The following is a 25,832-nucleotide window of genomic DNA, read 5'->3' as shown; positions in this document are numbered from 1 at the left end:
TTATGTGCCACGCTCACCTCATGAGCGATGAGGAGCGTGACGGCGTCAAGCTGACCAACCTCGACCAGCCGTTGTTCGAGGGCGCGACCAAACGCGACCTGGTGGATTATCTGGACGCCGTCGCGGGCCGCATTCTCCCGGTTCTGGAGAACAGGCCGCTTTCGGTCATCCGCATCCTTCGCGGCCAGGACCCGTTCATGCAGAAGAACCTGCCCAAATACACGCCCGGCTGGGTCAAACGGCACGGAATGTGGGCCGAGAGGTCGAAACGACAGGTGTCGTACGCGCTCTGCGACGACCGCCGGACGCTGCTGTGGTTCGCGAACCAGCGCGCCGTCGAATACCACCCGACCCTGATGACCGTGGACGCCGACGCGGGTCCGACCCATCTGGTGCTGGACCTCGATCCGCCCGCCGGAGACGATTTCGCCCACGTCGTGAAGGCCGCGATGCTGGTGCGGCAGGCCCTCGCCGACTCCGGGCTCGCCGGAGCGGTGAAGACCAGTGGTTCCAAGGGCGTGCACATCTTCGTCCCGCTGACGCCGGGACAAGGTTTCGAAGACGTCGCGGCCGCGACCCGCGCCCTCGCCGCCCGCGCGGAGCAGGTCGACCCGGCGGTCGCGACGACCGCGTACATCGTGGAAGACCGCGAAGGGAAGGTGTTCCTCGATTCGACCCGGGCGGGCGGGAACACGGTCGCGGCGGCGTACAGCCCCCGGTTGCGGCCGGGGCTGACGGTGTCGTTCCCGGTGGCCTGGGACGAGCTCGAAAACGTGGTCCCCGCCGATTTCACCGTCCACACGGCGCCGGGTCTCCTGGGGGACGAAGATCCGTGGGCCGAGGCGATGCCGGAGCCGCAGACACTGCCCGCCGACCTCGTCGAGCAAGGGCACACGATCCCGATCGCCCGCGTCGTGGCGATGCACGAAGGGAAACGCAGGGCGAGGGCGCGCGCCCAGGAGGACTGAACGCCCACGACGCCACGGCGTTTTGTGTACCTTGGACCGCACTGGGGGCGGGCGAAGGTACTGGGGGCTTTCGTGGGAAAGATCGATGCCGACGTGGTGATCGTGGGGGCAGGTCCGGCGGGGCTCGTGCTGGGAAACCTGTTACGCGCCGCCGGAATCGACTGCATGATCCTCGAGCGCCGGAGCCGTGACCATGTCGAAAACCGGGCCAGGGCGGGGTTTCTCGCCGCGAACAGCGTCCGTGTGCTCACCGAGAACGGGCTCGCCGAGGGGCTGTTCGAGAAAGGCCTGAGGCACGACACCTGCGCCTTTCGTCATGATCAGGCCGAATTCGAGCTCAAGTACGGCGAACTCGGGAACGGCGAGGTGCACACCGTCTATCCGCAGCAGTTCCTGGTCACCGATCTGATCGCGGAATTCCTCGCCCGCGGCGGGGAGATCAGGTTCGACACCGAGGTCACCTCGGTGTCGGGGATGGACGCGACGGTGATCGCCGACGATCTTCTCTTGCGTGCCAAGTACATCGCCGGTTGCGACGGCAGGCGCGGGATCTCGCTGAGATCCGTGCCCGCCCGGGTCTTCCGGCGTGACCACGACATCTCGTGGCTCGCGATCCTCGCCGAGGCGCCGCCGAGTATGTCCGCGATCGGCTACGCGATCCACGAACGCGGATTCGCCGGGCATATGGCCAGGACGTCGACGGTGACGCGCTATTACCTCGAAGTACCGCGTGGCGAGGACCCGGAGAACTGGGGAGACGACCGGATCTGGGACGAACTGCACCTGCGGATGCGGGCCGACCGCTACGGCGAGCTCAAACGCGGCGCCATCATCGAGCGCCGGATCGTGGACATGGCGTCGCGGGTGATGGACACGATCCAGCGGGGGAACCTGTTCCTCGCGGGGGACGCGGCGAGCTTGATCAGCCCCGCCGCGGCCAAGGGCGCGAATCTGGCGTTGATGGAGGCCGAGATCCTCGCGCACGCGTTGATCAAGGCCCACACCGAGAGCGACACGGCGGCACTCGAGCGCTATTCCGCCGATTGCCTGCCGCGGATCTGGCGCGCGCAGGAGTTCTCCCTCTGGATGATCAACCTTCTGCACGGCCCCGCCGGATACGACGACGAGGCCGTCTTCCAGCGAGCTTTGCGGGACGCGCGGCTGGAGAGCCTGCGGGTTTCCCGCGCGCACCAAGACTTCTTCGCCGAGAACTACGTGGGGATCTGAACCGATCGCTCGTCGCGTCCGTATCCCGGTGCAGAGGGCTTCGCGGAGTGGAAAGGACGAACGACGATGCCGATACGCATCCGCTGGACGCCGAAGAACCCGCACCCGAACCGTCCCGTGCCCGCGGACGAACCCCGAGCCGGAACCGCTAGCCGGCGCGGACGGCGGGTGCCGCGGGCCGCTCGACGCGAAGGAGCCGGACGTCGCCTGAGCGGTCTCTCCCCGGCTCCTCCTCGGTGACGAAGCGCAGCGCCCCGGTGGCCTCGCGGGTCACCATCCGCGCGCCGTGCCAGCCTGACGGCACCCAGCCGTCGCGTAGGGCCCGGCGCACCTTCTCGGCCCTCTTGACGTGGCGGGCGAACGAGTGCCGCCGGATGACGCGCCCGCGCGCGACTTGGCCCGCGCGGGCGTCCTCCGGGGTGACGTCAAGCCACAGCAACCGGACCGGGCGGCGGCTCACCAGGCCGAGCAGGGCCAGCAGCCCGCGGGTCGTCGCGCGGGTCGAGGGCTCGTGCACGATGAGCGGTCCCCCGTCGGCCAGTGCGAACCGGACGACCCGCGCGCGATGCCACAGGTGGACCACCGGCCGGTAGAACCGGTACGGCAGCGCGGACGGCAGCCGTTCGCGCAGCCGCGCGCGGACCTGATCGGAGTCGAGCACCGGTAGGGCTCCGGTCGCCGCCCGGGACAGCAGGGTGGTCTTGCCGGCCCCGGGAATCCCCGCGACCACCAGCAGGTCGCGGCGGCCGAGGCGGAGTGCTATGCGATCGGTCATAAGGCCTCAACGACCCGGCCGACGGCAAAGGTTCCTTTACCTTCACCGGCGCAGGTCAGGCGGTCACCCGGGTCCCCGCCGTCACCGGCTTGTCCGGCAGCAGCGTCCCGCCCTTGGTGAGCCACGCGACACCGAACGCGAGGATCGCGACCGACTCCAGCCACAGCGCCGGGTAGAGATCCTTCGTCAGGTCGTCGAAGACCAGCCCGCACAGCACGATCAACGCCAGACACACCAGCATGATCACGCCGGACGCGACGTACAGCTGGTTCCGCGCGGGTTTGCGGGCATCCGGGATCTCCTTGTCCGACTTGGTGAACAGCACGATGCAGAAGAACGCCAAGGTGAGGAAGAAGACCGCGGCGAAGCCGAGGTGCAGCAAACCGACGATCTCGTCCGTGCGGTCGCCGTTCGCCGGTGTCGTGGGGAAGAGCGCCACCCCGACGGCGGCCACGGCCGCGATGTTGCCGGCGATGTCGTCGACCCGGCCGTAACCCCGATAGGACAACAGGAAGACGCCGATGGCGCACATGACACCGACCCAGACGTCCCGCATTCCCGAGTAGTAGTACCCGCTGATCGAGTTGAGCAGGCCGCCGCCGTCGACGACCATTTTCCCGAAGACCAGCACGAAGGGCAGCCCGATCCCGAGGAAACCTACGGCACGCCGCAAGAACAGGTAGTTGTGGACGAGGTTGTCGGTCGCCGTTCGCGGGCTCATGGTCGCCTCCGTGCTCGGTGCGTTGTCGCTACTGGGAAGTATTGACCACCTGAGCACCGGAAATGACGGTTCGTGACGACGTTGAGACCGTGTGTTATCGAATTGCTCGCTAGGCGGTCTCCAGTACGACAGCCGCGACGTAACCGCCCATCCCGATCGACGTCTTGACGGTGAGCCCGCTTTCCGGGCGGGACGGCCCATCCATCAGCTGCGAATGCCCTTCAGCCACCGGTTTCGGCGCCGGGACCAGGTCCCGCTCCGCCGCGAGGCAGATCGCCGCGATCTCGGTCAGCGCGCTGCCCGACTGGCTGTGCCCGGTCAGCGGTTTGATCGAGTAGATCTCGGTCTCCTTGGGGAAGACCGCTTCGAGGATCTGGGATTCCGTGCGGTGGCAGAGTTTCGTGCCCGTCCCGTGCGCGTTCAGGTAACGGACGTCGGACGGCGCGGCGTTCGCGTTCTCCAGCGCCCCGGTCACCGCCGCGACCGCGTTCGTCGGATCGGGGTCGAGAGCCATCGCGTTGTGCGCCTCGTGGGTCATGGCGCCGCCTCGGAGCGTCGCGTACGACTCGGTCTTCCGCTGGGTCAGCACCACCGCGACCGCGGCCTCGGAGAAGGTGAAACCCCTTGTGCCCTCTTGGAAAGGACGGCACGCCTCGAGCGGGGGCACGTCGGTGACCGCCACCCCGCAGTGCACGAAGTTGCGCACCATCGGCCTGGTCGCGGACAGATCCGTGGTGACCACGACCACGTCGTCGGCCATGCCGGCGTCCAGCCACATCTTCGCGGTGAGCACCGCGGCGCTGCCGGTCGCGCACATCGCGGACGTGGCCATGGAAGGGCCGTGGAAACCGAACTCCGCCATGAGGGTGGCGATCGGGGTCGAGGGCATCATGCCGATGAATTCACGCCGGTACATGAGCTGCTCGCCCATCTCGGTGAGCCGGTCCCAGGTGCGCAGGTCCTCGCGGACGCCGCCGGAGATGACGCCGACCCGGCGCCCTGGCGTCCAGCCTCGCGCTCCGGCGTCTTCGATCGCTTCCCGCGCCGCGGCGAGCAGGGCGCGCGCGTGCAGGCTGCCGTCCCTGTCCCGTCCGCCCTGGGGGACGTGGGCGACCCAACCCGGCTGATCCGGGGTTTCCCCGAAGCCGTCGGCGAATTGGGCACAGGGGACGCCGCTCGCCAGGCCTTCCCACAGCGATTCGCGCCCCCAGCCGTAGGCGGTTACGGCGCCGATGCCGCAGATGTCTGTTTTGCTCCGCACGTGTTTCCCTTCAACTACATTCAGTCAACGCTGGGGTGGAATAGCCGCACCGATCAGCTGTCCGGGGAGGACGGCTACGTCGTTTTAGTGATCTAATCGGAAGCTACATCAGTCGAGTAGGGGGTTTGGATCAGATGGATCCTGACGATCTCGACGGTGGGACTTCCGACACCCACCGGCCCTCGGATCAGGATTCCTCGCCAGCGAACGGCACCGCGACCCGCACGGTGGGAAAAACCGACCGGCACGCGTCGCTCGTCCGTCTGCTGACCGAGTTGTCCACCGAGAGGGATCAGCGTGGCGAACCCGCGCTCACCTTTCTCGGTCAGGGGTACCGCCTTTTGGAGCAAAATTCCGATGGTGGCGCATTGGGGACGCAATATCTCACGATGGTGGAGGCGAGCCCTTACGGGATCTGTGTCCATCAGCGGGGCAAAGTCGTCTTTGTGAACTCGGCCACGATGCGGTTCGTGGGCGCGAAGGTGTCGACCGAGATCATCGGGATGCACATCACCGATCTGGTCGACGTCGGCTCGCAGGACGCACTGCTGGCGCGGATCGGCTCGCTGGTCTCGCCCGGCTCGTTCAGCGAGCCGACGGAGATGACGCTGCGGACCCTGCAGGGCAGGCGTGTCACCGTCGAATCGCAGGCGGTGCTCACGACATGGGAGGGCAAGCCCGCGTACCAGGTGATCATGCGCGACCTGACCACGCAGAAGGCGGCCGAGGCCGGTCTGCGGTTCCAGGCCGCGCTGGTCGGCCACGCGAGCGACGCGATCATCGCGACCTCTCCCGACGGGCTGGTGACGAGCTGGAATCCGGCGGCCGAGGCCGTTTACGGCCATGATCTCGACCAGGTCATCGGGGTTCCGGTGGCCGAGGTCGTCGGCGCGCCGATGAGCCCGCGGCAGGTCGTCGCGTCGGGCGGTGTCGTGCAGGCCACGCATTACAGCGCCGACGGCACGGCGCTGGCGGTGCGGGTCTCCGCGGCCGAGATGTTCGACGGTTACGTGCTGCTGTGCGCCGACGAGACCGCGCAGCGCCGGGCCGAGGCCGAATTCGCCACCGTAGTCGAGACCCTCGACGAAGGGGTGCTGCTGGTCGGCCCCGGCGGCCGGATCGAACTGGCGAACTCCGCGGCGCACCGCATCGCCGGGGTGCCGCCGGGTTCCCTGGTCGGCCTGGAGAGCCGGACGTTGCGGCTGCACGACGAACACGGCGTCCCGGTACCCGTCGACGATCTGCCGTCCGCGCGGGTGCGGCGTTCCGGGAAGGTCGAGACCGGGCGGGTCGTGCAGGTGCGGCGGCGGGACGGCGCGCACCGATGGCTTTCGCTGACCTCCGGTCCGCTGATGGCGCCGGGGCAGAGCGTGCCCTCCGTGCTGACGTCCTTCGCCGACATCACCGAGCGGCGGGCGATCAGCGAACGGCTGGCCTACGAGGCCACCCATGATCCGCTGACCAGGCTCGCGAACCGCACGCTCGCGCTGAACCACCTGCGCCGCACGAACGCCGATCCGGCGCATACGACCACCGTGATGTTCATCGACCTCGACAAGTTCAAGATCATCAATGATTCGCTCGGTCATACCGTCGGCGACCAGGTGCTGCGCATCATCGGCGACCGGCTGCGGGCCGCCGCCGGGCCTTCGGACCTTGTCGGACGGCTCGGCGGGGACGAGTTCCTGGTCATCACCACCGGTTATACCGAAGCCGCCGAGGTGCGGGCGCTGGCCGACCACCTCCAGCGGCGGCTCGCCGAATCGCTCACCGTGCACGGCCGCGAACTGCATATAAATACGAGTATTGGAATAGTGATCGCCAAACCTGGTGATCGGCGCAGTGCCGACGAATTGCTGGAAGACGCCGATTTGGCGATGTATCAGGCCAAGACATTCGGGCCGGGGCGATATGCGTTCTATGCGCCGATCATGCGGAAATGAGTCCAAGACCGTTTCGCGCTGGAACAGGATCTGCGCAACGCCGTCGCCGAAGGCCTGGTCGAGACCGTTTATCAGCCCGTCGTCGATTTGCGGACCGGTGACATGGTCGCGGTGAAGGCGAAGTCCTGTTGGGCTCACCCGGAGCGCGGACCGATCGATCCGGCGGAATTGGCCGAGATCGCCGACGACGGCGATCTTTTGACGGTCATCGGGGCGGAGGTCCTCGCCAAGGCCGCCCGCGAGATCTCTCGATGGCGTGCCGATCATGGTGTGCACTGTAATGTGAATGTGAGTCTTTCGGCCCGCCAACTGGGCGATCCCACGTTGCTGCAAGTGGTCCAGACAACCCTGGAAGCAGCGGGGCTGGGGCCGCGGGACCTGAGCTTCGACGTCGACGAGACGGCGCTGAAGGACGCGGCCGACGCGGTCGACGCGCTGCGGAAGACCGGGGTGCGGGTGACCGCGGAACGGTTCGGTGCCGGGTATTCCTCGCTCGCCCAGCTGTGCCGGCTCGATCTGAACGTGATCGAGATCGACCGGTCGTTCGTGGCCGATCTCGGCAGGTCGAGCGACGCCGAGCCGATCGTCGCCGGGATCATGGCGATGGCGCACGCCGTCGACCTCGTGGTGGTCGCCGAAGGGGTCGAAACCGCGCGACAGCTGCAGGTCTTGCACGAACTCGGCTGCGATTGGGCGAAAGGGCCGCTGGTCGCGCCGCCGGGCCGGGTCGAGGACCTGAGGTGCGCGTACGAACACGTCGTGCGATGAACCGGGCGGCCGCCGCGTACGTGGTCCTGGGTGAGAGCCGCTGACGGGACCAAAGCCTCCTGTCGCCCCGGTTCTTTCCGGCGCAGTCTTGTCGGTGGGGGCCGGTGAAGGAGGCCGTCGTGTGGCTCGTGTTCCTGTGGCGCCGGATCCATCTCGGCCGGAACCCGCTGGCCCGGATCCCCGACCGGATCGAGGCGGCGATCCTCGTCGGCGGCCTCGTGGCGGCGCTGCTCGGTGTACCGCTGGCCGCGGCGGCCGGTTCGGAGACCTACGCGACCATGATGGCGCGCTCGGCTCTTGAGACGGCTTCGCGTCACTCGACGACCGCTTTCCTGCTCGAGGACGCGCCGCCGGCGCGTATCGGCGTCGACGGGACGCCTTCCGCGGAGACGGCTTCGGTGCCGGCGCGGTGGGCGTTGCCGGATGGGGGATTCCGGGAGGCGCCAGTCGCCGCCGACCTCGGCGCTTCGGCGGGGGACGCGGTGACGGTGTGGCTCGACGAGGCCGGTGCCATGGTCGAGCCGCCGGTGCTGCCGATGGACGCGACCAGTACGGGGATCGGCGTCGGGGTGGGGGTGTGGCTGGCCGCGGTGGCGCTGCTGGCCGCGGGGTATCTGGTCGCGCGGCGCCTGCTGAACCGGGCGCGGTGGGCGGCCTGGGACCGGGAGTGGGAACGGTTCGGGCAGGACTCGCGGTCCTGAGGATGTGGCGCGTTTAATCGACTGGTTGCGGCTTGGACTTGGGTGTGAAGGTCGAGTTTCCTCGGCTGAGCCGAGCGGATAAGCGCGAAAGTGGTAGCAAAGGTCCCTTGCTCGCCCGCCTCCGGCTTGCTCACTGTACCTACTAGTATGTACGGTCTGGTCGTGGACAAGAGGGAAAGGCTCATCGAGAGCACTCGTGAGCTCCTGTGGGAGCGCGGCTACGTCGGCACCAGCCCGAAGGCGATCCAGGAACGCTCCGGCGCCGGCCAGGGCAGCATGTACCACCACTTCCAGGGCAAGTCCGAACTCGCGCTCGCCGCGCTCGCCCGCAGCGCCGACGATCTGCGTGCCAGGGCGGAGGCCGAGTTCTCCGCGCCCGGCTCGGTCGTCGAGCGTGTCACCGTCTACCTGCGCCGTGAGCGCGACGTGCTCAAGGGCTGCCCGGTCGGCAGGCTCGCCCAGGATCCCGACGTGATGGCCGACGCGGATCTGCGCAAGCCGGTCGAAGAGTTCTTCGGCTGGCTCACCGGTCGCCTCGCCGAGTTGCTCGGCGAGGGCCGCACGGCCGGTGAACTCGACGCCGAACTCGATCCGCTCGCCACGGCGACCGCGCTGGTCGCGGTGCTGCAGGGCGGCTACATCCTCGCCCGCGCCGCAGGCTCCCCGGAAGTGTTCGCGAAAGCCGTCGACGGCGCCCTCGGCCTGCTCGCCACCAAGGAGACCTGACATGCCCTTCGTCCGTATCGACGCCATCGGGACCGACAAGCTCGAAGCCCTCGGCAACGCCGTCCACGACGCGATGGTCGAGACGCTCGGTATCCCGGCCGACGACCGCTTCCAGGTCCTGAACGGCCAGAGCACTCTGAAATACGACGACTACCTGGGGATCCACCGCGACGAGGGGGTCGTGTTCATCACGATCACCATGCGGCAGGGGCGCACCGACGAGCAGAAGAAGTCGCTGTACCGGCGGATCGCGGAGCTCGCCGAGGAGTATTCGGGGACCGAGCCGCGGAACGTGCTCGTGATGATCACCGAGACCGATCCGGTCAACTGGTCGATCGGGAACGGCGAAGCACAGTACGCGTGATCAGGCCGGCGCGGCGGTGAAGGCGTGCTGCTCCAGCAGCCACCACGTGTCGCGCCCGAACGACCACGTCAGCAGCGCCAGCGCGCCCAGGGTGATCACGAAGCCCATCCAGAGCGGCAGGATCGCCGAGGCCACCACGACCAGCGCAATGCCCTGAACCGCCGCGACCGTCTTACGCGCCATGCTCGGCGGAAGCGGCGCGTTCAGCCACGGCCAAAGCCTGCTCGCGGCGACGAACACGTAGCGCATCGCGCCGATCGTGAGCACCCACGGGCCGATCGACTGCGCGACGACCACGCTCAGGATCAGGATCAGATACGCGTCGACCTCCATGTCGAACCGCGCGCCGAGCGGGGATGCCGTCCCGGTGCGGCGCGCGACCTGGCCGTCGACGGCGTCCAGGACGAGCGCGACCGACGCGAGGACGACCATCGCGACGATCTCCCGACCCGCGGTGTCGACGACGAGCGCGGTCACGCAGCCGACCAACCCGGACCGGCCGAGCGTGACGGCGTCGGCGGGGCCTAGGGAGCGCGCGGTGCTTCGGTTCAGGCCGTAGGTCAGGAATCCGCCCACGGCGAGGCCGTAGGCCGCGCCGGCGAGCCAGCCCAGCGGGCCCAGCCCGGCGACGGCGTCCAGCGTCCCCAGCAGCGCCAGCTGGACGAGGACCCCCAGGAAAACTCCGGGGTTGATCACGAGGCCTCCTCGTTATGGTGGCGGTGACCCCGGCTTCCAGGGTCCGACATGAGGGGACACGATGGAACGCGCCTTCTGGTTCAGTGGTTCCGGTGACGGTGAGCTCAGGCCGGTCTCGCTCCCTCCGGTCGGCGACGGCGAAGTGCTGGTCCGCACCCTGTACACGGGCGTGAGCCGGGGCACCGAGACGCTCGTCTTCCGCGGCGAGGTCCCGCCGAGTCAACGCGCGGCCATGCGCGCGCCGTTCCAGGAGGGCGACTTCCCGGGTCCCGTGAAGTACGGATACCTCAATGTCGGCGTGGTCGAACGTGGTCCGGAAGACCTGGTCGGGCAGGTCGTCTTCTGCCTCTACCCGCACCAGACGCGTTACGTCGTCCCGGCGTCGGCCGTCACGGCGGTGCCGCCCGGGGTGCCGCCGGAGCGCGCGATCCTCGCGGGAACGATCGAGACCGCGGTCAACGCCGTCTGGGACGCGTCGCCGAAACTCGGCGACCGGATCGCCGTGGTCGGCGCCGGGATGGTGGGAAGCAGTGTCGCGAAACTGCTGGCCGGTTTCCCGGCGACGAGGGTCCAGCTGATCGACGTCGACCCGGAGCGCGCGAAGATCGCGAAGGCGCTCGGTGTCGACTTCTCGACACCGGAGGACGCGCTGGGTGACTGCGACCTCGTCGTGCACGCCAGCGCGAGCGAGGCGGGGCTCGCGCGATCACTGGAGCTGCTCGCGCCGGAGGGCGAGGTCATCGAGCTGAGCTGGTACGGCGACCGCCGCGTCAGTGTCCCGCTCGGCGAGAACTTCCATTCGCGGCGGCTGACGATCCGCAGCAGCCAGGTCGGCATGGTCTCGCCGTCCCGGCGGCTGAACCGGAGCTACGCCGACCGCTTGGCGCTCGCCTTGCGCCTTCTGGCCGATCCAGGATTCGAAGTGCTGGTCAGCGGGCACTGTCTGTTCCATCAACTACCGGACGTCTTGCCGCGTCTGGCCGCGAATGAACCAGGAACGCTCTGCCTCCGTGTGACCTATCAGATGGAGGACACGCGTTAAGGGCTCGATCCGGGAGGTCCGTTGTTCAGTATCACCGTCCGCGACCACGTCATGGTCGCCCACAGCTTCCGAGGCGAGGTCTTCGGCCCCGCGCAGCGGCTGCACGGGGCGACCTTCCTGGTGGACGCGACGTTCCGCCGGTCCGAACTGGACGCCGACAACATCGTCGTCGACATCGGCAAGGCGACCGAAGAGTTCAAAGCGGTGCTCGCCGACCTGAACTACCGCAACCTCGACGACGTGCCCGAGTTCGCCGGGATCAACACCTCGACCGAGTTCCTCGCCAAGGTCATCGCGGACAGGCTCGCCGACCGGGTCCACACCGGAGCGCTCGGCGAGGGGGCACGCGGACTCGAGGGGCTCACCGTCTCGCTGCACGAATCCCACGTCGCCTGGGCGAGTTACGAGCGTGCGCTGTGACCGGCCTCCACGTCGTCCTGCCCAACGACATCGACGACGTGGGCGCGCCCAGCGGCGGCAACGTCTACGACCGGCGGCTGTGCGACGGCCTCGCCGCGATGGGCGTGGAGGTCCACGAGATCGCCGTGCGCGGGAACTGGCCGCGGCCCGGCACCGAGGCGCGCACGGCGCTGGCGCGCAAACTCGCCGCACTGCCCGACGGTTCGGCCGTCCTGCTCGACGGGCTGGTCGCTTGCGGGGTGCCGGAGGTGATCGGGCCGTCCGCGCGGCGGCTGTCGATCGCGGTGCTGGTGCATCTCCCGCTGGCCGACGAGACGGGACTGTCGCCTTCGCTCGCCGCCGAGCTGGACCGGCTGGAGCGGGAGACGCTCACCGCGGTAGAGGCCGTGGTCGTGACCAGCGCTTGGGCCGCGCGACGGCTGATCGAGCACCACGACCTCGCCCCGCATCGCGTGCACGTGGTGCCGCCCGGGGTGGACAAGGCCGAAGTCGCTTTCGGGAGTCTTGACGGGACGCGGCTGGTCTGCGTCGCCAACGTGACGCCGCGCAAGGGACAGGGCCTGCTCGCGGACGCGTTGAAGTCGCTCAAAGAGTTCCCGTGGACCTGTGAGTGCGTCGGCGCCATTCCTCGCGAGACCCGCTACGTCGAACGCCTGCGGCGACACACGCTCGGCGATCGGTTCACCCTCGCCGGCCCGCGATCCGGCGAAGCACTCGAAGCGACGTACGCGGCCGCAGACCTTCTCGTGCTGCCGTCGCGCGCGGAGACCTACGGGATGGTCGTCACCGAGGCGCTCGCACATGGCGTTCCCGTGCTGACGACCGCCGTCGACGCGCTGCCGGGCACCCTCGGCCAGGCATCCGACGGCAGCGTGCCCGGCATGCTTGTCCCCGGTGAGGACGTCAACGCGCTGGCCACGGCCCTTCGCCGCTGGCTCACCGAACCTGAACTGCGTGATCGCCTTCGCGCCTCCGCCCGCCTTCGCCGCGAGACGCTGACGGAGTGGGACGAGACGGCCCGCGGTGTCGCCGCCGTTCTGCTGCGCGAAAGGACGGCGGCATGACCAAGTACGCCCCCAGCTGGCTCCAGTTGCGTGAGGACGCCGACGCCGCCGCCCGCGCGACCGAGCTGATCGAACCGGTGCGCGCGTTCCTGCGCGGGCGGGACGAGGTCGTCATCCGGGATCTGGGTTGTGGCACCGGTTCGCTCGGCCGCTGGCTGGCGGTGCGGCTGCCCGGCCGCCAGCGCTGGATCCTGCACGACCGCGACGCCGACCTGCTCACCCACGCGCTGTCGCGTACCAGCCGTCCGGAACACGCTTTGGACGGAAGCGAGGTCACCGTCGTCACCGAACAGCGTGACATCACCGAGTTACGTGCGGAGGACCTCGCCGGGACCTCGCTCGTGGCGGCGTCGGCGCTGCTCGACCTGCTCACCGCCGATGAGATGTCCCGGCTGGCGGAGGCCTGCGTCGAAGCGGGCTGCGCGGTCCTGTTCACGTTGAGCGTTTCGGGCCGGGTGGTGCTGTCGCCCAAGGACAAGTTCGACATCGAGATCTCCGACGCCTTCAACGCGCACCAACGCCGGGTGACCGACGGCCGGTGGCTGCTCGGACCGGACGCGGTGGACGTCGCGTTCGGCGTCTTCGAACGGCTCGGCGCCACCGTGCGGCGCGCTCCCAGCCCGTGGCGGCTCGGGGCCGACCAGGCCGCGCTGACCGCGGAATGGCTCACCGGCTGGGTCGGCGCCGCCTGCGAGCAGCGGCCGGAGCTGGCGCCGGACGGGGACGCCTACCTGCGGTGGCGGCTCGCGCAGTGCGCGGCGGGCGAGCTAAACGCGGTGATCCAGCACGAAGACCTCCTGATGGTGCCCGCGTGAACCGGTGCTGGCCGTGGCTTCGGATGCTCGGCGCGCTCGGCATCCTCGGAGCGCTCGTCTGGCAACTGGGCACGGGTGCGTTCCTGGCCGGGCTGCGCGAGGTCGACGCCGTCGGGATCGCCGCCGCGCTCGGGATCGGTTTCGCCACCACGGTTTTCAGTGCCTGGCGCTGGTGCCTGGTCGCGCGGCGGCTCAGTCTGCGGTTGTCGCTGCCGAGCGCGGTCGGCGAGTACTACCGCGCGTTGTTCCTCAACGGTGTCCTGCCCGCGGGCGTCCTCGGCGACGTCAACCGGGCCGTGCGGCACGGCCGCGAAGCCGGTGACGTCCCGCGCGGCGTCCGCGCGGTGGTGCTGGAGCGCACCGCCGGGCAGATCGCGGTCGTCGGCGCTTCGGTCGCCGTCGTGCTGAGCGCGCCTTCCGTGGTGCCTTCGCCCATCGATGGAGTCGTCACGGGCGCCGGGATAGTGGTGGTCGCACTGGCCCTCACACTGATCGTCACCGGGATGACGGCCGGAAAGCGGTGGATCCACAGTGGATCGAAATGGCGCCGCGGGTTCGCCGTCAGCCTCGCCGACGTCCGGCTCGGTCTGCTGGCCAAGGAGACCTGGCCCGGTGTGAGCCTGCTTTCGGCCGCCACCCTGGCCGGGCATCTCGCGCTGTTCGTCGTCGCCGCGCGCGTGGCCGGGATCACCGCGCCGGTCGGCGACCTGCTGCCGTTGATGATCCTCGCCCTGCTCGCGATGGGCCTGCCGCTGAACATCGGCGGCTGGGGCCCGCGCGAAGGGGTTTGCGCGCTGCTGTTCGGCGCGGCGGGGCTCGGTTCGGCGCAGGGCGTCACCGTGGCCGTCGTCTACGGCGTGCTCGCGCTCTTCTCCAGCCTTCCCGGTGCGGGCGTCCTGCTCGTGCGTTCTGTCAGGAGTCACCGAACAGACAGGAGAAACCCGATGACCGTCGAGAGGGTCGTGGAGACCAGACTGCCCACCCGATACGGCGTCTTCCGCGCGTATGGGTACCTGGACGCAGACGGCACCGAACAGATGGCGCTGGTGCACGGCGACGTCGCGACCTTCGGCGCGCTGGCGCGGGTCCATTCGGAATGTCTCACCGGAGACGTCTTCAGCTCGATGCACTGCGAATGCGGCGATCAGCTGGCCGCCGCGCTGCAAGCGATCGTCGACGAGGGGGCCGGAATCCTCGTGTACGCCCACGGCCACGAAGGACGCGGAATCGGCCTGCTCGCGAAGCTGAAGGCGATGCGGCTGCAGGACGAAGGTCTTGACACCGTCGAGGCGAACATCGCGCTGGGGCTGCCGGTGGACGCGCGCGACTACCGTGCCGCGGCGGAGATCCTGAACGACCTCGGGGTGCGGTCGGTGCGGCTGCTGTCCAACAACCCGGAGAAGGTCGACCAGCTGAAACAGCACGGGGTGCGGATCAGCGAGCGGGTGCCGCTGCTGGTCACGCCGAACGACGAGAACCTGCGGTACCTGCGGACGAAACAGGAGCGGATGCACCACTTCCTGCCGCATCTGGACATGATCGAGTCAGCTGAGCGCGGCCAGGGTGTCCCTGAAGTTCTCCACCAGTGACTCCAGCACCAGCCGTCCCTTCTCCGCCGTCGCCCGCGAAGGCCGCCCGACCACCCCGGAATCCGAATACGGGCGCAGGCCCACCGTCAGCAGGTGCCGCCTGTCGTCGGCGAGGTGATCCGCCTCGGTGAAACCGGGCCGGACCAGCGATGGGTGCGCGTGCAGCAGAAGGGAGGTCTCCAGTTCCCCGGCGTGCATGTCGCTGTCCAGCGACGTCTCCAGCCCGGCCGCGTCGTGCGCCGCCTGCCAGCCCTCGACGCCGGGGAAGAGCGCCATCGGCGACGTCGACTCCTGGACCACGTTGGACAGGACGTAGTTGCCGCCGTGCGCGTTCACCAGCACCAGTTTCGGTACGCCGGAACGGCGCAGGGAGGCCGCGACGTCGTTCACCACGGCGTACAGGGTCGCGGCCGAAATACTGACCGTGCCCGTCCAGTCCGCGTGTTCGTGTGAGCAACCGATCGTGATCGGCGGGAGCCTCAGCACCGGGTACGCCGCGGCGAGGGCGCCGGCGATCGTCGTCGCGATCAGGGCGTCGGTGGCGAGCGGGAGGTGCGCTCCGTGCTGTTCGAAACTGCCGACGGGCAGCACCGCGACCTCGGCGCCGCGGATGCGCTCGTCGGCCGTCGTGGCCGTCGGGAACAGGTCCATTCCGGCTACGGTACCCATATGACCGACCACGCCGCATTGTTGTCCGTGGCCCGCGAGGCCGTCGCCAAGGCGACCGGGATCATCCGCTCGATGACGTCGTTTTCCGTTGCCGCCAAAGGCGATCGCGATATGGTGACCGACGTCGACCTCGCCGTCGAGGACGCCGTCCGCGAATTCCTCGCCCGCGAGACGCCGGAGATCGGCATCCTCGGCGAGGAACGCGGCCATCAGGGCGACAAGGACCTCTGGTGGGCGCTCGACCCGGTCGACGGCACGGCGAACTTCGCGCGCGGCATCCCGCTGTGCGGCGTTTCGCTCGGGCTCGTCGACGGTCTCAAGAGCACTGTCGCCGCGATCTCCCTGCCGTTCCTCGACGTCACCTACACCGCCGCCGAAGGGCAAGGCGCGTACGCGGGCGAAGAGCGTCTTGAAGCCTCGAAAGCGACGAAGCTGTCGGACGCGATCGTGAGTATCGGCGACTTCGCGGTCGGCGAGGGCGCGGAGGCCAAGAACCGCGTCCGGATGGCGCTGCTCGCCGAACTCGGCGGCCGCGTGCAGCGGGTCCGCTTCCTCGGCTCCGCGGCGATCGACCTGGCCTGGGTCGCGGAGGGCAAACTCGACGCGAGCGTCATCCTCTCCAACCAGCCGTGGGACACGATGGCAGGTGTCCTGCTCGTACGGGAGGCCGGGGGAGTGGTCGTCGACACCGACGGCGGCGACCACACGGTGCGTTCGGCGGCCACCATCGCGGTCGGTGCCGGGCTGCGTGACGAGATCGTCGGCGCGATTGCGCGCGCGGCGGGCTGAACTTCGTCACGCCGGAAATGAACCGGACGGGCTTCGTATCCGTGTCTCCAGATAAGGCGCCCCGCATCTGGAGGTAACCGTGTTCACCTCGAATGTCCGCGTGACCGAACCGGTCGTCTTCGTCCTGCCGGGGGACACCGAGGACACCAGCGGTGAATACGACCGCCGGATGTGCCAGAACCTCCCGGCCACCGGCCTCCCGCTGCTGGAACTGCCGATCGCCGGCGAATGGCCGATGCCGGGGCCGCTGTCCCGGTCGAGGCTGGCCCGTTCGCTCGCCGCGCTGCCCGACGACACCATCGTCCTGATCGACGGCACGGTCGCCTGCGGGGTGCCGGAGATCGTGGTCCCGCACGCGCGGCGGCTGCGGCTGGCCGTCCTGGTCCACCGGCCGCTCGCCGACGATCCCGCGCTCGATCCGGCGCAGGCCGCCGAACTCGACGCGTGCGAACGGGAGACCCTGCGGCTGACGGGGATGATCGTCGCCACCGGGCCGTGGCTCGCGCGCCAGCTGATCGACCGGCACGACCTCGACCCGACGCGGGTCTACGTCGCGACACCCGGCACGGACGCGGCCCCGCTCGCCACCGGGGCAGACGGCGTGTCCCGGCTGCTGTGTCTCGCGCCCATGACCGCGCGGCACGGCCAGGACGTGCTCATCCGCGCGCTTTCGACGATCGACGAACTGGCGTTCAAATGCGTGTTCGCCGGCGCGACCCATCACGATCCCGCCTACGTCGACGAACTGCGCTGGACGGTCGAACGGCTCGGGCTCGCTTCCCGGATCAGTCTCATCCAGCCGCCGGACGACCTCGACCTGGTCTACGACGGCGCGGATCTGCTCGTCCTGCCCGCTCGCGGCGGCACGTCCGGGCTGGTCGTCGCCGAGGCGCTCGCGCGCGGAATCCCTGTGGTGGCCACCGATACCGCCGGCGCGCACGACGCGCTCGGCACGGCGCCCGGCGGCGGCGTCCCCGGCCTGCTGGTGCCGCCGAACAACCCTTCGGCGCTCGCGGCGGCGTTGTTGCGCTGGTCGCTCGACGCCGAACTCCGCCATTCCCTGCGGACGTCGGCGCTCGCGCGGAGCAGCGTCCTGGAGGAATGGGACGTCGCCGCGGGCAGGCTCACCGACGTCCTTTCCCGGTTGCAGGCGGCGCCGCGTCAGCCTGCTTGATCATCGCCCGGAAGCAGCTATCGGGCCGGTCCCCGGCTCGCTTGACTTGGCGGCATGCGAATCGTCGATCTTGCGTCCCGTCCCGATCTCCTCGAACCCGCGGTGAATCTCGGCGATGTCGGCGGTGAGTTCATCTACGCCGGGTTCAGCGGCAAGATGATCACGCCGGAACGGTTCCTGCGCCACTGGTCCCGGTACTTCCTGATCGCGCTCGACGACGACGGCGAACCGATCGCGCGGGCGCTGTCGGTCCCGCTGACCTATCCGGCCGCGGACCGCCGCGAACTACCGGCGCACGGCTGGGACGAGGCGATCCAGTGGGCCGCGCAGGATCTCATGGACGGCCGCGCGCCGGACACCCTGTGCGCCCTCGAAGTCGTCGTGGCGCCACGGATGCGCGGGACGGGCTTGTCCACGCCGATGCTGAAGGCACTGAAGGCGCGCGCGGCCGAGACGGGGCTGAAGCGGCTGATCGTCTCCGTACGCCCGATCGGCAAGGAGGACGAACCCGATGTGCCCATGGAGGAGTACGCCGTCCGGCGGCGCGAGGACGGCCTGTTCGCCGACCGCTGGCTGCGCACCCACGAACGGCTCGGCGCGCGGATGATCAAGGTGTGCCCGTTCGCGGTGACGATCTCGGGCTCGATCGCGGACTGGCACGAGTGGACCGGGGTCAAACTCGCCGACGGCGACAACGTGATCCCGGGCGGGATCGCGCCGGTGCACGCGAACGTCGAGCGGGACCGCGGGGTGTACGTGGAGGCGAACGTGTGGATGGAGCACCCGTTCTGAGCCGCGGTGCCGGGCGGGGCGGGCCGCCATGTTCCTCGCGACTTCCGGCAGGATCGTCTCATCGGCCGCGCCGGGACAAGGCCGTGCCGCAAAGTGGGCTCATGGATATCTCGCGAGTCGGTTTCGCCGGGCTGGGCAGTATGGGCGAGCCGATGGCACTGAACCTGGCGCGCGCCGGAATCCCGTTGCTCGTGTGGAATCGTACCCCGGGCAAAGCGGGCCGGGTGGCGGAGGCGGTCGAGGACGTGGCAGAGCTCTTCGCGCGGTGTGACGTCGTGATCCTGATGCTCAAGGACGCGGACGCCGTCGACGCCGTGCTCGACCGCGGCGGGCCCGCGTTCGGCGGCCGGGTGGCCGGCCGCACGATCGTCCACATGGGAACGACGGCGCCGGGCCACTCCCGTGATCTCGAGGCCGAGCTCCTCGCGGCCGGGGCGAAGTACGTGGAAGCGCCGGTCTCCGGCTCGCGGATCCCGGCGGAGGCGGGTGAGCTGGTCGCCATGCTCGCGGGGGATCCCGGCACGATCGAGGAGGTCCGGGAGCTGTTCGCGCCGATGTGCCGGGAAACGGTGCGCTGCGGGCCGGTGCCCGACGGGCTCCTGATGAAGCTGGCGGTCAACGTGCATTTGACCGCGGTCGTGACGAGCCTGGCCGAGACCGTGCGCTTCGCCCGGGCCCACGAACTCGATCTCCGTCTGCTCGCCGACGTCCTCGGCGCGGGCCAGCTGGCCAGCCCGATCCTGCGGGTCAAGGCGCCCAAACTCGTCGAGGAGGATTTCGCGCCGCAGGCCTCGATCGCGAACGTCCTGGCCAATGTCGAGCTGATCGCGGCCGCGGCGAGGGAGACGGGACTCGAGTTGCCGCTGATCGAGGCGTCCCACGCCCTCTACGCCGAGACCGCGCGGCTCGGTTACGGCGCGGAGGACATGGTCGCCGTGATCAGGGCGCTCGACGCCCGGCCGCATTCAGAGGACGAAACGCGGTGAGGTCAGCCGCGCAGGGCCGACGCGATCCGGCCCGCCGCGGCGAAGGACTCCTCCTCCGGCTCGCCGAGCAAGGGGAGCAGGATGACGGATTCGGTCCCGGCCGCGTACAGCGCGCGGATCTGCTCGACACAGCGGTCGAGCGGCCCGCTGATGCTCAGCCGGTCGATCCACTCGGGCCGCAGCCGCCGCGCCAGGTCCTTCCGGTCGGTGGAGGCCTTGACCTCGGCCAGCAGTTCGGCGCCGAAGTCCAGCGGTTCCAGCGCCGGCCCCGAGTTCGGCCCGATCGCGGAAGCGACGTCGGCCCGGGCGCGCTCGCGGGCCCGTTCGGGATCGGCGTCGAGGGCCAGCCAGTTGTAGGTGGCGATCGAATGGCCTTCGACGCCGATGAGGTCCCGCGTCGCGCGGACGTACTCCGGGGTCGCCGGTTCGGCGAGCAGCGTCCCGTCGGCGACCCGGCCCGCCGCGGCGAGCGACTTCGGCCCGCGGACGCCGGCGACGAGCTTCGGCGGCAGCGCGGGCGGGAACTCCAGCTCGACCTCGTCGAGCCGGACGTGCTCGCCCTCGAAGGAGACGCGCTCGCCCGCCAGCAGCCGCCGGACGACCGTCAGCGTCTCCTCGAACGCCGCCAGCGCCGACTTCGGCCACGCGTCGATCTGGCGCATCCAGCTCGGCACCCCGTGCCCGAACCCGGCGATCAGCCGTCCCGGGTACAGCTCCGCCAGCGCCGCGATCTCCATGGCCGCGATGGCCGGGTTCCTCGCCACGGCGGGCATGATGCCGATGCCGAGCGTGATCTTCTCGGTCGCCGCCAGCACCGCCGACGCCGTCGCGATCCCGCCCGCGTAGAAGCAGTCCTCGACGATCCAGACCTCGTCCAGGCCTTCCTGTTCCGCGCGCCGGGCGAGGCCGGTCAGCCGGGCGGCGGGCAGCTCGCGCGGGATCCTGACCCCGAGCCGTGAAACCATGACGTTCTCCGATCCCTCAGACGCGCCGCAGCACGCGTAGCAGGTATTCCTTGCGGTTCAACGGGTTTTGGTCGGTCCTCGACCGTGACGGCGCGGCACCCCGGACAGGCCGGTAGCCGTGGAAGGCGGTCTCCATCGTGCCTTCGCCCCGGGCCGCCGAAGGCAGGAACTGATGCACCTCATGGGTTTTCGCCGCCGGGATCTCGCCTTCCAGCTCCGCTGTCCCGGCTTTCGTGACCGTCGTACGCGGGACGGCACGAGCCTGCGCCAGCAGGGCGGTGACCGGGCCGAGGGTGTCGGCCGGGGCCTGGAGGAAGAACCGGTGCATCGGTTCGTGCACGGTCGTCCCGGCCTCGCGCAGTGCCGCCATCAGCACCAACGGCGTCAGGTCGCGGAAATCGCCCGCGGTGCTGGACATGCTCTTGTCGAAGGTGCCGTGCGCATGGCTTTGCCGGGCGTAATAACCCGAATGCGTCATCGTCACCACGCAATCGAGCACCTCCCAGCCGTGGAGGCCTTCGCGCAGTGTCTCCTTCACCGTTTCCTCCACGGCTTTGACGAAGGAATACGGCATGGAGCCGAGTTCGACCTCCAGCTGGAACGAGATCCCGCTTCCGGGTGACCCCGGTCCGACACGGAGCCCGACCGTCGCCAGAAAGGGATTCGGCGCCTTGCCGATGAGTTCGGCGGCCGACCCGGTGCCGGAGACGTGCTCGACGCAGATCGTGGTCGTCTCACTGAACGTGACGTCGAGGCCGTACTCGTCCGCGAGCGTCGCCTGTATGACCTCTTTCTGCACTTCTCCGTACAGCGAAACGGAAGTCTCCTGGCGGACCTCGTCGTGCCGCAGGCCGATCAGGGGGTCCTGCTCGGTCAGCCGGGTGAGCGCCTGGTGCAGTGGCCCGCGATCGGACGGGCGCACCGGCGAGACGACGGTTTCCAGTGTGGGTGGCGAGAACAGCGCTTCCCGCACTCGCGCCCGGGCCCCGAGCATGTCTCCGATCCGGACATCGAGCCCCGAAAGCTTCGCGATCCGCCCGGCGTCGACCGATCCCGACGGCACGGCTGAGCCGTTGTCGAAGACGCTGATCGCGGTGACCTTGCCTTCGCCGTCCCCGAGCGGGACCTTGTCGCGCACGGCGACGCTGCCGGAGAACAGCCGCACGTAGGCGATCTTCTCACCGCCCGGCGCGCGCTCGACTTTGAACACCGTGCCGGACAGCGGCCCGTCGACGTCGCTTTCCTCGGCGGGCAACAGGTTCTCGATACCGTCGCGGAGCGCGTCGATCCCGGCGCCGGTGATCGCGGACCCGAAGTAGACCGGATGAGCGAGACCTTCGGCGACTTTCGCAGTCAGTTCGGCGCGGAGCCGCGACGGCGTGAACGCGTCCGGGGCGGTGAGGTACTCGGTGAGGAAGTCCTCGTCGAGGGTCGCCAGAAGGTCGATCACCCGATCGGGTTCCATCGGGTCCATCGCGATCGCCGACGGCGTGAGTTTCGCGGTGATTTCCTGGAACACCCTGCCGGGATCGGCTCCTCGGCGGTCCAGTTTGTTCACGAACAGCAGCACCGGGATGCCCAGCCGTCGCAGCGTCCGCATCAGGACACGGGTCTGCGCCTGGACGCCTTCGACCGCCGAAAGCACCAGGACGGCGCCGTCGAGCACGCCGAGCGCGCGTTCGACCTCGGCGATGAAATCGGGGTGGCCGGGGGTGTCGATCAGGTTGACGGTGACGTCGCCGAGGGCGAACGAGACCACGGCCGCCTTGATGGTGATGCCGCGGGCGCGTTCGAGCGCCAGTGTGTCGGTCTGCGTGCTGCCGTCGTCGACGCTGCCCGGTTCGCCGATGATCCCGGCGGTGTGCAACAGCCGCTCGGTCAGGCTCGTCTTCCCGGCGTCAACATGCGCCAGAATCCCCAGATTGAGGGTCTTCACGAGTGGTCTTGTCCTCGAGGTAGGCGGGAATTACCTGATGGAAGGACGTGGACACTCGCAAGACGATCATCTCCTAGGCCGGGAACCGATCCTCAGGACTACAACACCTCTGATCCGGTACCGCAACCGAATTACCCTCGAACGCGTTTCGTCCTCTGAACGCGGTACTTGCGTGTGCATGTACCGCAGACAGAGGACGAAATGCGAGAGGGATCAGGCCAAGTACTCAGCCGCGGCCCGGAGGCTGACGTAGGACCCGCTGAACGTGTCGATCCGCGGGCCGTCGGTCTCCGGCCCCGGCACGCCGGTCTCGACCCGGATGTAGTCCACAGTGGACTCTCGCAGCCAGCCGAGGAACTCGCGCACCTCGGGGTGCCGGTGCGCCTCGCGCGTCACGATCACGAGGTCGCGGGCGCCGTGGACGGCCTCGATCGCGGTCGCGATCCCGTCCGCGCCGACCTTGAGCGCCCGCGTGCCGGGCACGAGTTCGGTCAGATGCGAGCCGAGTCCCCACGGCATCGGGCCCGCCGCGACGATCGGCTCGGTCTCGATGTCGATCACCAGCGGTGGCCCGGCCAGCTTCGGCGAACCCTGGATCCGCAACGCCTTGCGCGCCGCCTCCAGGCCGAGCCGATGATCCACCGGCGAGATCGGCGTCGACACCGGGGGAGTGCCGAGCGTCGCGACCCGCTCCGACGCCTCGGCCAGCCGCTCCAGCGGCAGTTCACCGGACTCGACGGCGGCCGCGATGACCGCCGCGATCCGGTTCAGCTCGTCCTCTTCGAACGACACACCGCCGAGGCAGAGCGCGTCGGCACCGGCGATCAGCGCCCGCACCGACGCCCGGCCGACCCCCTCGGTCTTGCCGAGTTCGCCGGCGACGGCACCCATGTCGAGCGCGTCGGTGACCACCGCGCCGGTGAAGCCGAGTTCGCCGCGCAGGACGTCGGTGAGCGCCTTCGGGTTGAGCGTCGCGGGCAGATCACCCCACGCGGGCACGACGAGGTGCCCGGTCATCACCGCGCGCACTCCCGCCGCGATCGCCGCCTTGAACGGGACGAGTTCGAGTTCGTGCAGTTCCGCCTCGGTCCTGGGCAAGACCGGGAGCGCGTGGTGCGAATCGTCGGTCGCGGCACCGTGCCCGGGGAAGTGCTTGGCCGACGCGGCCACGCCGTACTTCTGCAGGCCGGTGATGTACGCCGCGACATGCGGCGACGCCTTCACCGGATCCGAACCGAACGCGCGGACCCCGATCGAGGGATCCTCCGCCGCGAGCGTCAGATCCGCGCACGGGGCGAAGTTGATCGTGACCCCGCACGCGGCCAGCCGTTCGCCGAGCGCCGCCGCGACCGAGGTCGTCAGCTCGACGTCGTCCGCGGCGCCGAGTGCGAGCGGCCCCGGCACGAACGAGCCGGTGGCGACGTCGAGCCGGGTGACGTCACCGCCCTCCTCGTCGATGCCGACGAGCACGCCGGGCCGTTCCGCCCGCAGCTGCGCGCTCAGCGCGGCCACCTGCTCGTCGTCGACCACGTTGCGGCCGAACAGGATCGCGCCGCCGAGACCGTCGGCCACCTTGCGCCGCAGCCAATCCGGCGCGGTCGTGCCGTCGAAGCCCGGGACGAGAACGGATGCGGCGAGCTTTTCCGGTGAAGACAAGGATTACCCCTTCACTGCGCCAGCGGTCAGGTTGGACACGAGCTTGCGCTGAACGATGATGAAGAACACCAGTGCGGGCACGGCGTAGATGACCGACGCCGCCATGATGCCGCCCCAGTCCACGGAGAACGCCGTGCGGAACGAGGACAGCCACACCGGCAGCGTCTGCTTGTTCTGGTCGCGCATGAACACGAACGCGAACAGGAACTCGTTCCACGCGGTGATGAAACTGAACACCGAGGTGGTCACCAGTCCCGGCGCGAGCAACGGCAGCGTCACCCGGCGGAAGGCGCCCGCCCGGCTGCATCCGTCGATCATCGCGGCCTCTTCGAGGTCGTACGGGATGCCGTTGACGAAGCCGTAGAGCATCCAGCACGTGAAAGGCAGCGTCGCCGCGAAGTACACCAGCAGCAGCGAAGGCAGCTGGTTGAGCAGCCCGGCGTCGCGCATCAGCAGGTACATCGGGATCAGCAGCGCTTCGAACGGCGCCAGTTGAGCGACGAGCACCAGCAGCAGGAACCCCTTACGCCCGCGAAAACGCATACGGGACAAGGGGACCGCGGCCAGCACACCCGCGACGAGCGAGCACAGCACCGCGCCGATCGTGACGATCAGGCTGTTGGTGAGGTACGTGGCGAAGCCGGGCTTCGTCAGCGCCGAGACGAAGTTGTCGAACGTCACCGAGAGCGGGATCAGGTCGTAGTCCGGGGACAGGACCTGGCCCGGTGTCTTCAGCGAGGAGGTGATCATCCAGTACGTCGGGAAGACGAACAGGACGGCCACGACCACGCCGAGCGTGCCGAGGCCGATCCGCTGGGTCAGGGACTTCCTCATGACAGGTCGGCCTCCTTCGTGCGCACCAGCAGCTGGACGTACCGGGCGGTGAGCAGGATCAGCACGAGCATCATCAGCAGGGCGGCGGTCGCCGCCAGGCCGAAGTGGTTGCCCGCGAGGCCCTTGAGGTACATGTAGACCGGCAGCGTCGTGCTGGCGCCGTCCGGCCCGCCTTGACGGATCGCCCACACCTGGGCGAACACCTTGAAGTCCCACAGGACCGACAGGAACGTGACCATGGTCAGGATCGGCCGGATCGCCGGCCAGCTGACCGCCCAGAACGCCTGCCAGGCGTTCGCGCCGTCGATGCCGGCGGCCTCGTACTGCTCCTTCGGGACGCCGAGAAGCCCGGCGTAGAGCGTGAACGCCACGAACGGCACCGCCTGCCAGACGACCAGCAGGCCGATGACGGTCAGTGTGCTCGGGCCGGTGGAGAACCAGGAATGCCCGATGAACTGCTCGAAGCCGAGTTTCGCGAGCGTCTTGTTCAGGATCCCGTACTGCTGGTCGAAGATCCACTGGAAGACCGTGGTGGTCGCGACCACCGGCGTCGCCCACGCGAGGATCAGCGCGACTTGAAGGATCACCCGGACCACCGGGTTGAGGTGCCGCATCAGCAACGCCATGAACAGCGCGAGCAGCAGGGTGGTGATCACGACCGCGGCGGTGAACACCAGCGTGCGGACGGTGATCTCCCAGAATTCGGGGTCGGACAGGATCGCGGAGAAGTTCTCGAACCCGACCCAGACCATTTCTCCGGAGACCAGCTCACGGAGGTCGAGCTTGCGGAGACTGATCCCGACCAGTTGCAGCGTCGGCCACCCCAGCAGGGCGAGGATCGCGACCAGTGCGGGAAGGATCAACAGGTACGGCGCCGTCCGTTCGCCGAGACGGAGGCGCCGGGTGGACTTCGGCGGCTTGATGCGCGGCGATGCCGAGCGCGCCGATGGT

26 protein-coding genes are annotated in these 25,832 nt (G+C 69.3%); 16 read left to right on the top strand and 10 right to left on the bottom strand.

Features of this window, described 5'->3' with window-relative positions; all coding sequences use genetic code 11:
• Positions 1–20 precede the first annotated feature (20 nt).
• On the top strand, positions 21–968 hold the full coding sequence (locus tag LCL61_RS38145) for an ATP-dependent DNA ligase (protein WP_340684234.1): 948 nt from the start codon (positions 21–23) through the stop codon (positions 966–968).
• A gap of 72 nt (positions 969–1,040) precedes the next feature.
• The gene (locus tag LCL61_RS38140; protein WP_340684233.1) at positions 1,041–2,195 is read left to right on the top strand and encodes a 4-hydroxybenzoate 3-monooxygenase; all 1,155 of its coding nucleotides are present in this window, start codon (positions 1,041–1,043) and stop codon (positions 2,193–2,195) included.
• A 148-nt stretch (positions 2,196–2,343) separates the two neighbouring features.
• Here LCL61_RS38140 and LCL61_RS38135 read toward each other — a convergent pair whose 3' ends face one another.
• From LCL61_RS38135 to LCL61_RS38125, 3 genes are all read right to left on the bottom strand, one after another.
• Complete coding sequence (locus tag LCL61_RS38135; protein WP_340684232.1) at positions 2,344–2,970, bottom strand: AAA family ATPase; 627 nt, start codon at positions 2,968–2,970, stop codon at positions 2,344–2,346.
• 55 nt (positions 2,971–3,025) lie between these two features.
• On the bottom strand, positions 3,026–3,691 hold the full coding sequence (locus LCL61_RS38130; protein ID WP_340684231.1) for a DUF998 domain-containing protein: 666 nt from the start codon (positions 3,689–3,691) through the stop codon (positions 3,026–3,028).
• Positions 3,692–3,800: 109 nt separating this feature from the next.
• Entirely contained in the window at positions 3,801–4,952 is a 1,152-nt protein-coding gene (locus LCL61_RS38125) for a beta-ketoacyl synthase N-terminal-like domain-containing protein (protein WP_340684230.1), read from the bottom strand.
• A gap of 389 nt (positions 4,953–5,341) precedes the next feature.
• On the opposite strand from LCL61_RS38125, the gene LCL61_RS38120 reads away from it, so the two are divergent.
• The 5 genes from LCL61_RS38120 to LCL61_RS38100 all read left to right on the top strand — a co-directional run bounded on the left by LCL61_RS38120 (position 5,342) and on the right by LCL61_RS38100 (position 9,454).
• Positions 5,342–6,895 (top strand): diguanylate cyclase domain-containing protein, encoded by a 1,554-nt coding sequence (locus tag LCL61_RS38120; protein WP_340684229.1) that lies wholly within the window; start codon positions 5,342–5,344, stop codon positions 6,893–6,895.
• A gap of 18 nt (positions 6,896–6,913) precedes the next feature.
• Positions 6,914–7,663, top strand: a complete 750-nt coding sequence (locus LCL61_RS38115) for an EAL domain-containing protein (RefSeq protein ID WP_340688781.1) — start codon at positions 6,914–6,916, stop codon at positions 7,661–7,663.
• Between the two features lie 119 nt (positions 7,664–7,782).
• Positions 7,783–8,364 (top strand): Rv1733c family protein, encoded by a 582-nt coding sequence (locus LCL61_RS38110; protein ID WP_340684228.1) that lies wholly within the window; start codon positions 7,783–7,785, stop codon positions 8,362–8,364.
• A 162-nt stretch (positions 8,365–8,526) separates the two neighbouring features.
• Entirely contained in the window at positions 8,527–9,090 is a 564-nt protein-coding gene (locus tag LCL61_RS38105) for a TetR/AcrR family transcriptional regulator (RefSeq protein WP_340684227.1), read from the top strand.
• A gap of 1 nt (position 9,091) precedes the next feature.
• Complete coding sequence (locus LCL61_RS38100) at positions 9,092–9,454, top strand: tautomerase family protein (protein WP_340684226.1); 363 nt, start codon at positions 9,092–9,094, stop codon at positions 9,452–9,454.
• Here the strand turns inward: LCL61_RS38100 and LCL61_RS38095 are convergent, their stop codons facing one another.
• Positions 9,455–10,150: a CDP-alcohol phosphatidyltransferase family protein gene (locus LCL61_RS38095; RefSeq protein ID WP_340684225.1), complete on the bottom strand. Its 696-nt coding sequence runs from the start codon at positions 10,148–10,150 to the stop codon at positions 9,455–9,457.
• 61 nt (positions 10,151–10,211) lie between these two features.
• Here LCL61_RS38095 and LCL61_RS38090 point away from each other — a divergent pair, with 61 nt between their 5' ends.
• From LCL61_RS38090 to ribA, 5 genes are read left to right on the top strand one after another with little or no spacing between them, the layout of a single operon-like run.
• Positions 10,212–11,192 (top strand): dehydrogenase, encoded by a 981-nt coding sequence (locus tag LCL61_RS38090; RefSeq protein WP_340684224.1) that lies wholly within the window; start codon positions 10,212–10,214, stop codon positions 11,190–11,192.
• A 21-nt stretch (positions 11,193–11,213) separates the two neighbouring features.
• The gene (locus LCL61_RS38085; RefSeq protein ID WP_340684223.1) at positions 11,214–11,612 is read left to right on the top strand and encodes a 6-carboxytetrahydropterin synthase; all 399 of its coding nucleotides are present in this window, start codon (positions 11,214–11,216) and stop codon (positions 11,610–11,612) included.
• Positions 11,609–12,676 (top strand): glycosyltransferase family 4 protein, encoded by a 1,068-nt coding sequence (locus tag LCL61_RS38080; RefSeq protein ID WP_340684222.1) that lies wholly within the window; start codon positions 11,609–11,611, stop codon positions 12,674–12,676. The genes LCL61_RS38085 and LCL61_RS38080 overlap by 4 nt, the downstream gene beginning before the upstream one ends.
• Positions 12,673–13,491 carry an SAM-dependent methyltransferase gene (locus LCL61_RS38075; protein WP_340684221.1) on the top strand — a complete coding sequence of 273 codons (819 nt, stop codon included), beginning with the start codon at positions 12,673–12,675 and terminating at the stop codon, positions 13,489–13,491. Before LCL61_RS38080 ends, LCL61_RS38075 begins: the two co-directional genes overlap by 4 nt.
• Complete coding sequence (gene ribA, locus LCL61_RS38070) at positions 13,488–15,080, top strand: GTP cyclohydrolase II (protein ID WP_340684220.1); 1,593 nt, start codon at positions 13,488–13,490, stop codon at positions 15,078–15,080. The genes LCL61_RS38075 and ribA overlap by 4 nt, the downstream gene beginning before the upstream one ends.
• Here ribA and LCL61_RS38065 read toward each other — a convergent pair.
• A complete protein-coding gene (locus LCL61_RS38065; RefSeq protein ID WP_340684219.1) occupies positions 15,036–15,731 on the bottom strand; it encodes a creatininase family protein in 696 nt (231 codons plus the stop codon). The genes ribA and LCL61_RS38065 overlap by 45 nt on opposite strands.
• An 18-nt stretch (positions 15,732–15,749) precedes the next feature.
• On the opposite strand from LCL61_RS38065, the gene LCL61_RS38060 reads away from it, so the two are divergent.
• The 4 genes from LCL61_RS38060 (at position 15,750) to LCL61_RS38045 (ending at position 19,490) form a co-directional block, all read left to right on the top strand.
• Positions 15,750–16,538 carry an inositol monophosphatase family protein gene (locus LCL61_RS38060; protein ID WP_340684218.1) on the top strand — a complete coding sequence of 263 codons (789 nt, stop codon included), beginning with the start codon at positions 15,750–15,752 and terminating at the stop codon, positions 16,536–16,538.
• A gap of 79 nt (positions 16,539–16,617) precedes the next feature.
• Positions 16,618–17,712, top strand: coding sequence for a glycosyltransferase family 4 protein (locus LCL61_RS38055; protein ID WP_340684217.1), 1,095 nt, complete (start codon positions 16,618–16,620; stop codon positions 17,710–17,712).
• Positions 17,713–17,766: 54 nt separating this feature from the next.
• The gene (locus LCL61_RS38050) at positions 17,767–18,504 is read left to right on the top strand and encodes a GNAT family N-acetyltransferase (protein ID WP_340684216.1); all 738 of its coding nucleotides are present in this window, start codon (positions 17,767–17,769) and stop codon (positions 18,502–18,504) included.
• Between the two features lie 101 nt (positions 18,505–18,605).
• Positions 18,606–19,490 (top strand): NAD(P)-dependent oxidoreductase, encoded by an 885-nt coding sequence (locus tag LCL61_RS38045; RefSeq protein WP_340684215.1) that lies wholly within the window; start codon positions 18,606–18,608, stop codon positions 19,488–19,490.
• A 2-nt stretch (positions 19,491–19,492) separates the two neighbouring features.
• On the opposite strand, the gene LCL61_RS38040 is transcribed toward LCL61_RS38045, so the two are convergent.
• From LCL61_RS38040 to LCL61_RS38020, 5 genes are all read right to left on the bottom strand, one after another.
• A complete protein-coding gene (locus tag LCL61_RS38040; protein WP_340684214.1) occupies positions 19,493–20,455 on the bottom strand; it encodes an LLM class flavin-dependent oxidoreductase in 963 nt (320 codons plus the stop codon).
• Positions 20,456–20,471: 16 nt separating this feature from the next.
• On the bottom strand, positions 20,472–22,391 hold the full coding sequence (locus tag LCL61_RS38035; RefSeq protein WP_340684213.1) for a translation factor GTPase family protein: 1,920 nt from the start codon (positions 22,389–22,391) through the stop codon (positions 20,472–20,474).
• A gap of 213 nt (positions 22,392–22,604) precedes the next feature.
• Complete coding sequence (locus tag LCL61_RS38030; RefSeq protein ID WP_340684212.1) at positions 22,605–24,047, bottom strand: glycoside hydrolase family 3 protein; 1,443 nt, start codon at positions 24,045–24,047, stop codon at positions 22,605–22,607.
• A gap of 3 nt (positions 24,048–24,050) precedes the next feature.
• Positions 24,051–24,881: a carbohydrate ABC transporter permease gene (locus tag LCL61_RS38025; protein ID WP_219145667.1), complete on the bottom strand. Its 831-nt coding sequence runs from the start codon at positions 24,879–24,881 to the stop codon at positions 24,051–24,053.
• Positions 24,878–25,832 (bottom strand): sugar ABC transporter permease (locus LCL61_RS38020; protein ID WP_340684211.1); only part of this gene is annotated, 955 nt, incomplete at its 5' end. The genes LCL61_RS38020 and LCL61_RS38025, both read right to left, overlap by 4 nt.

The sequence above is a fragment of the Amycolatopsis coloradensis genome, from assembly GCF_037997115.1.
Classification (GTDB): Bacteria; Actinomycetota; Actinomycetes; order Mycobacteriales; family Pseudonocardiaceae; genus Amycolatopsis; species Amycolatopsis coloradensis_A.
Note: the sequence above shows the minus strand (reverse complement) of the source record. Positions and strands in the feature narration are given on the sequence as shown.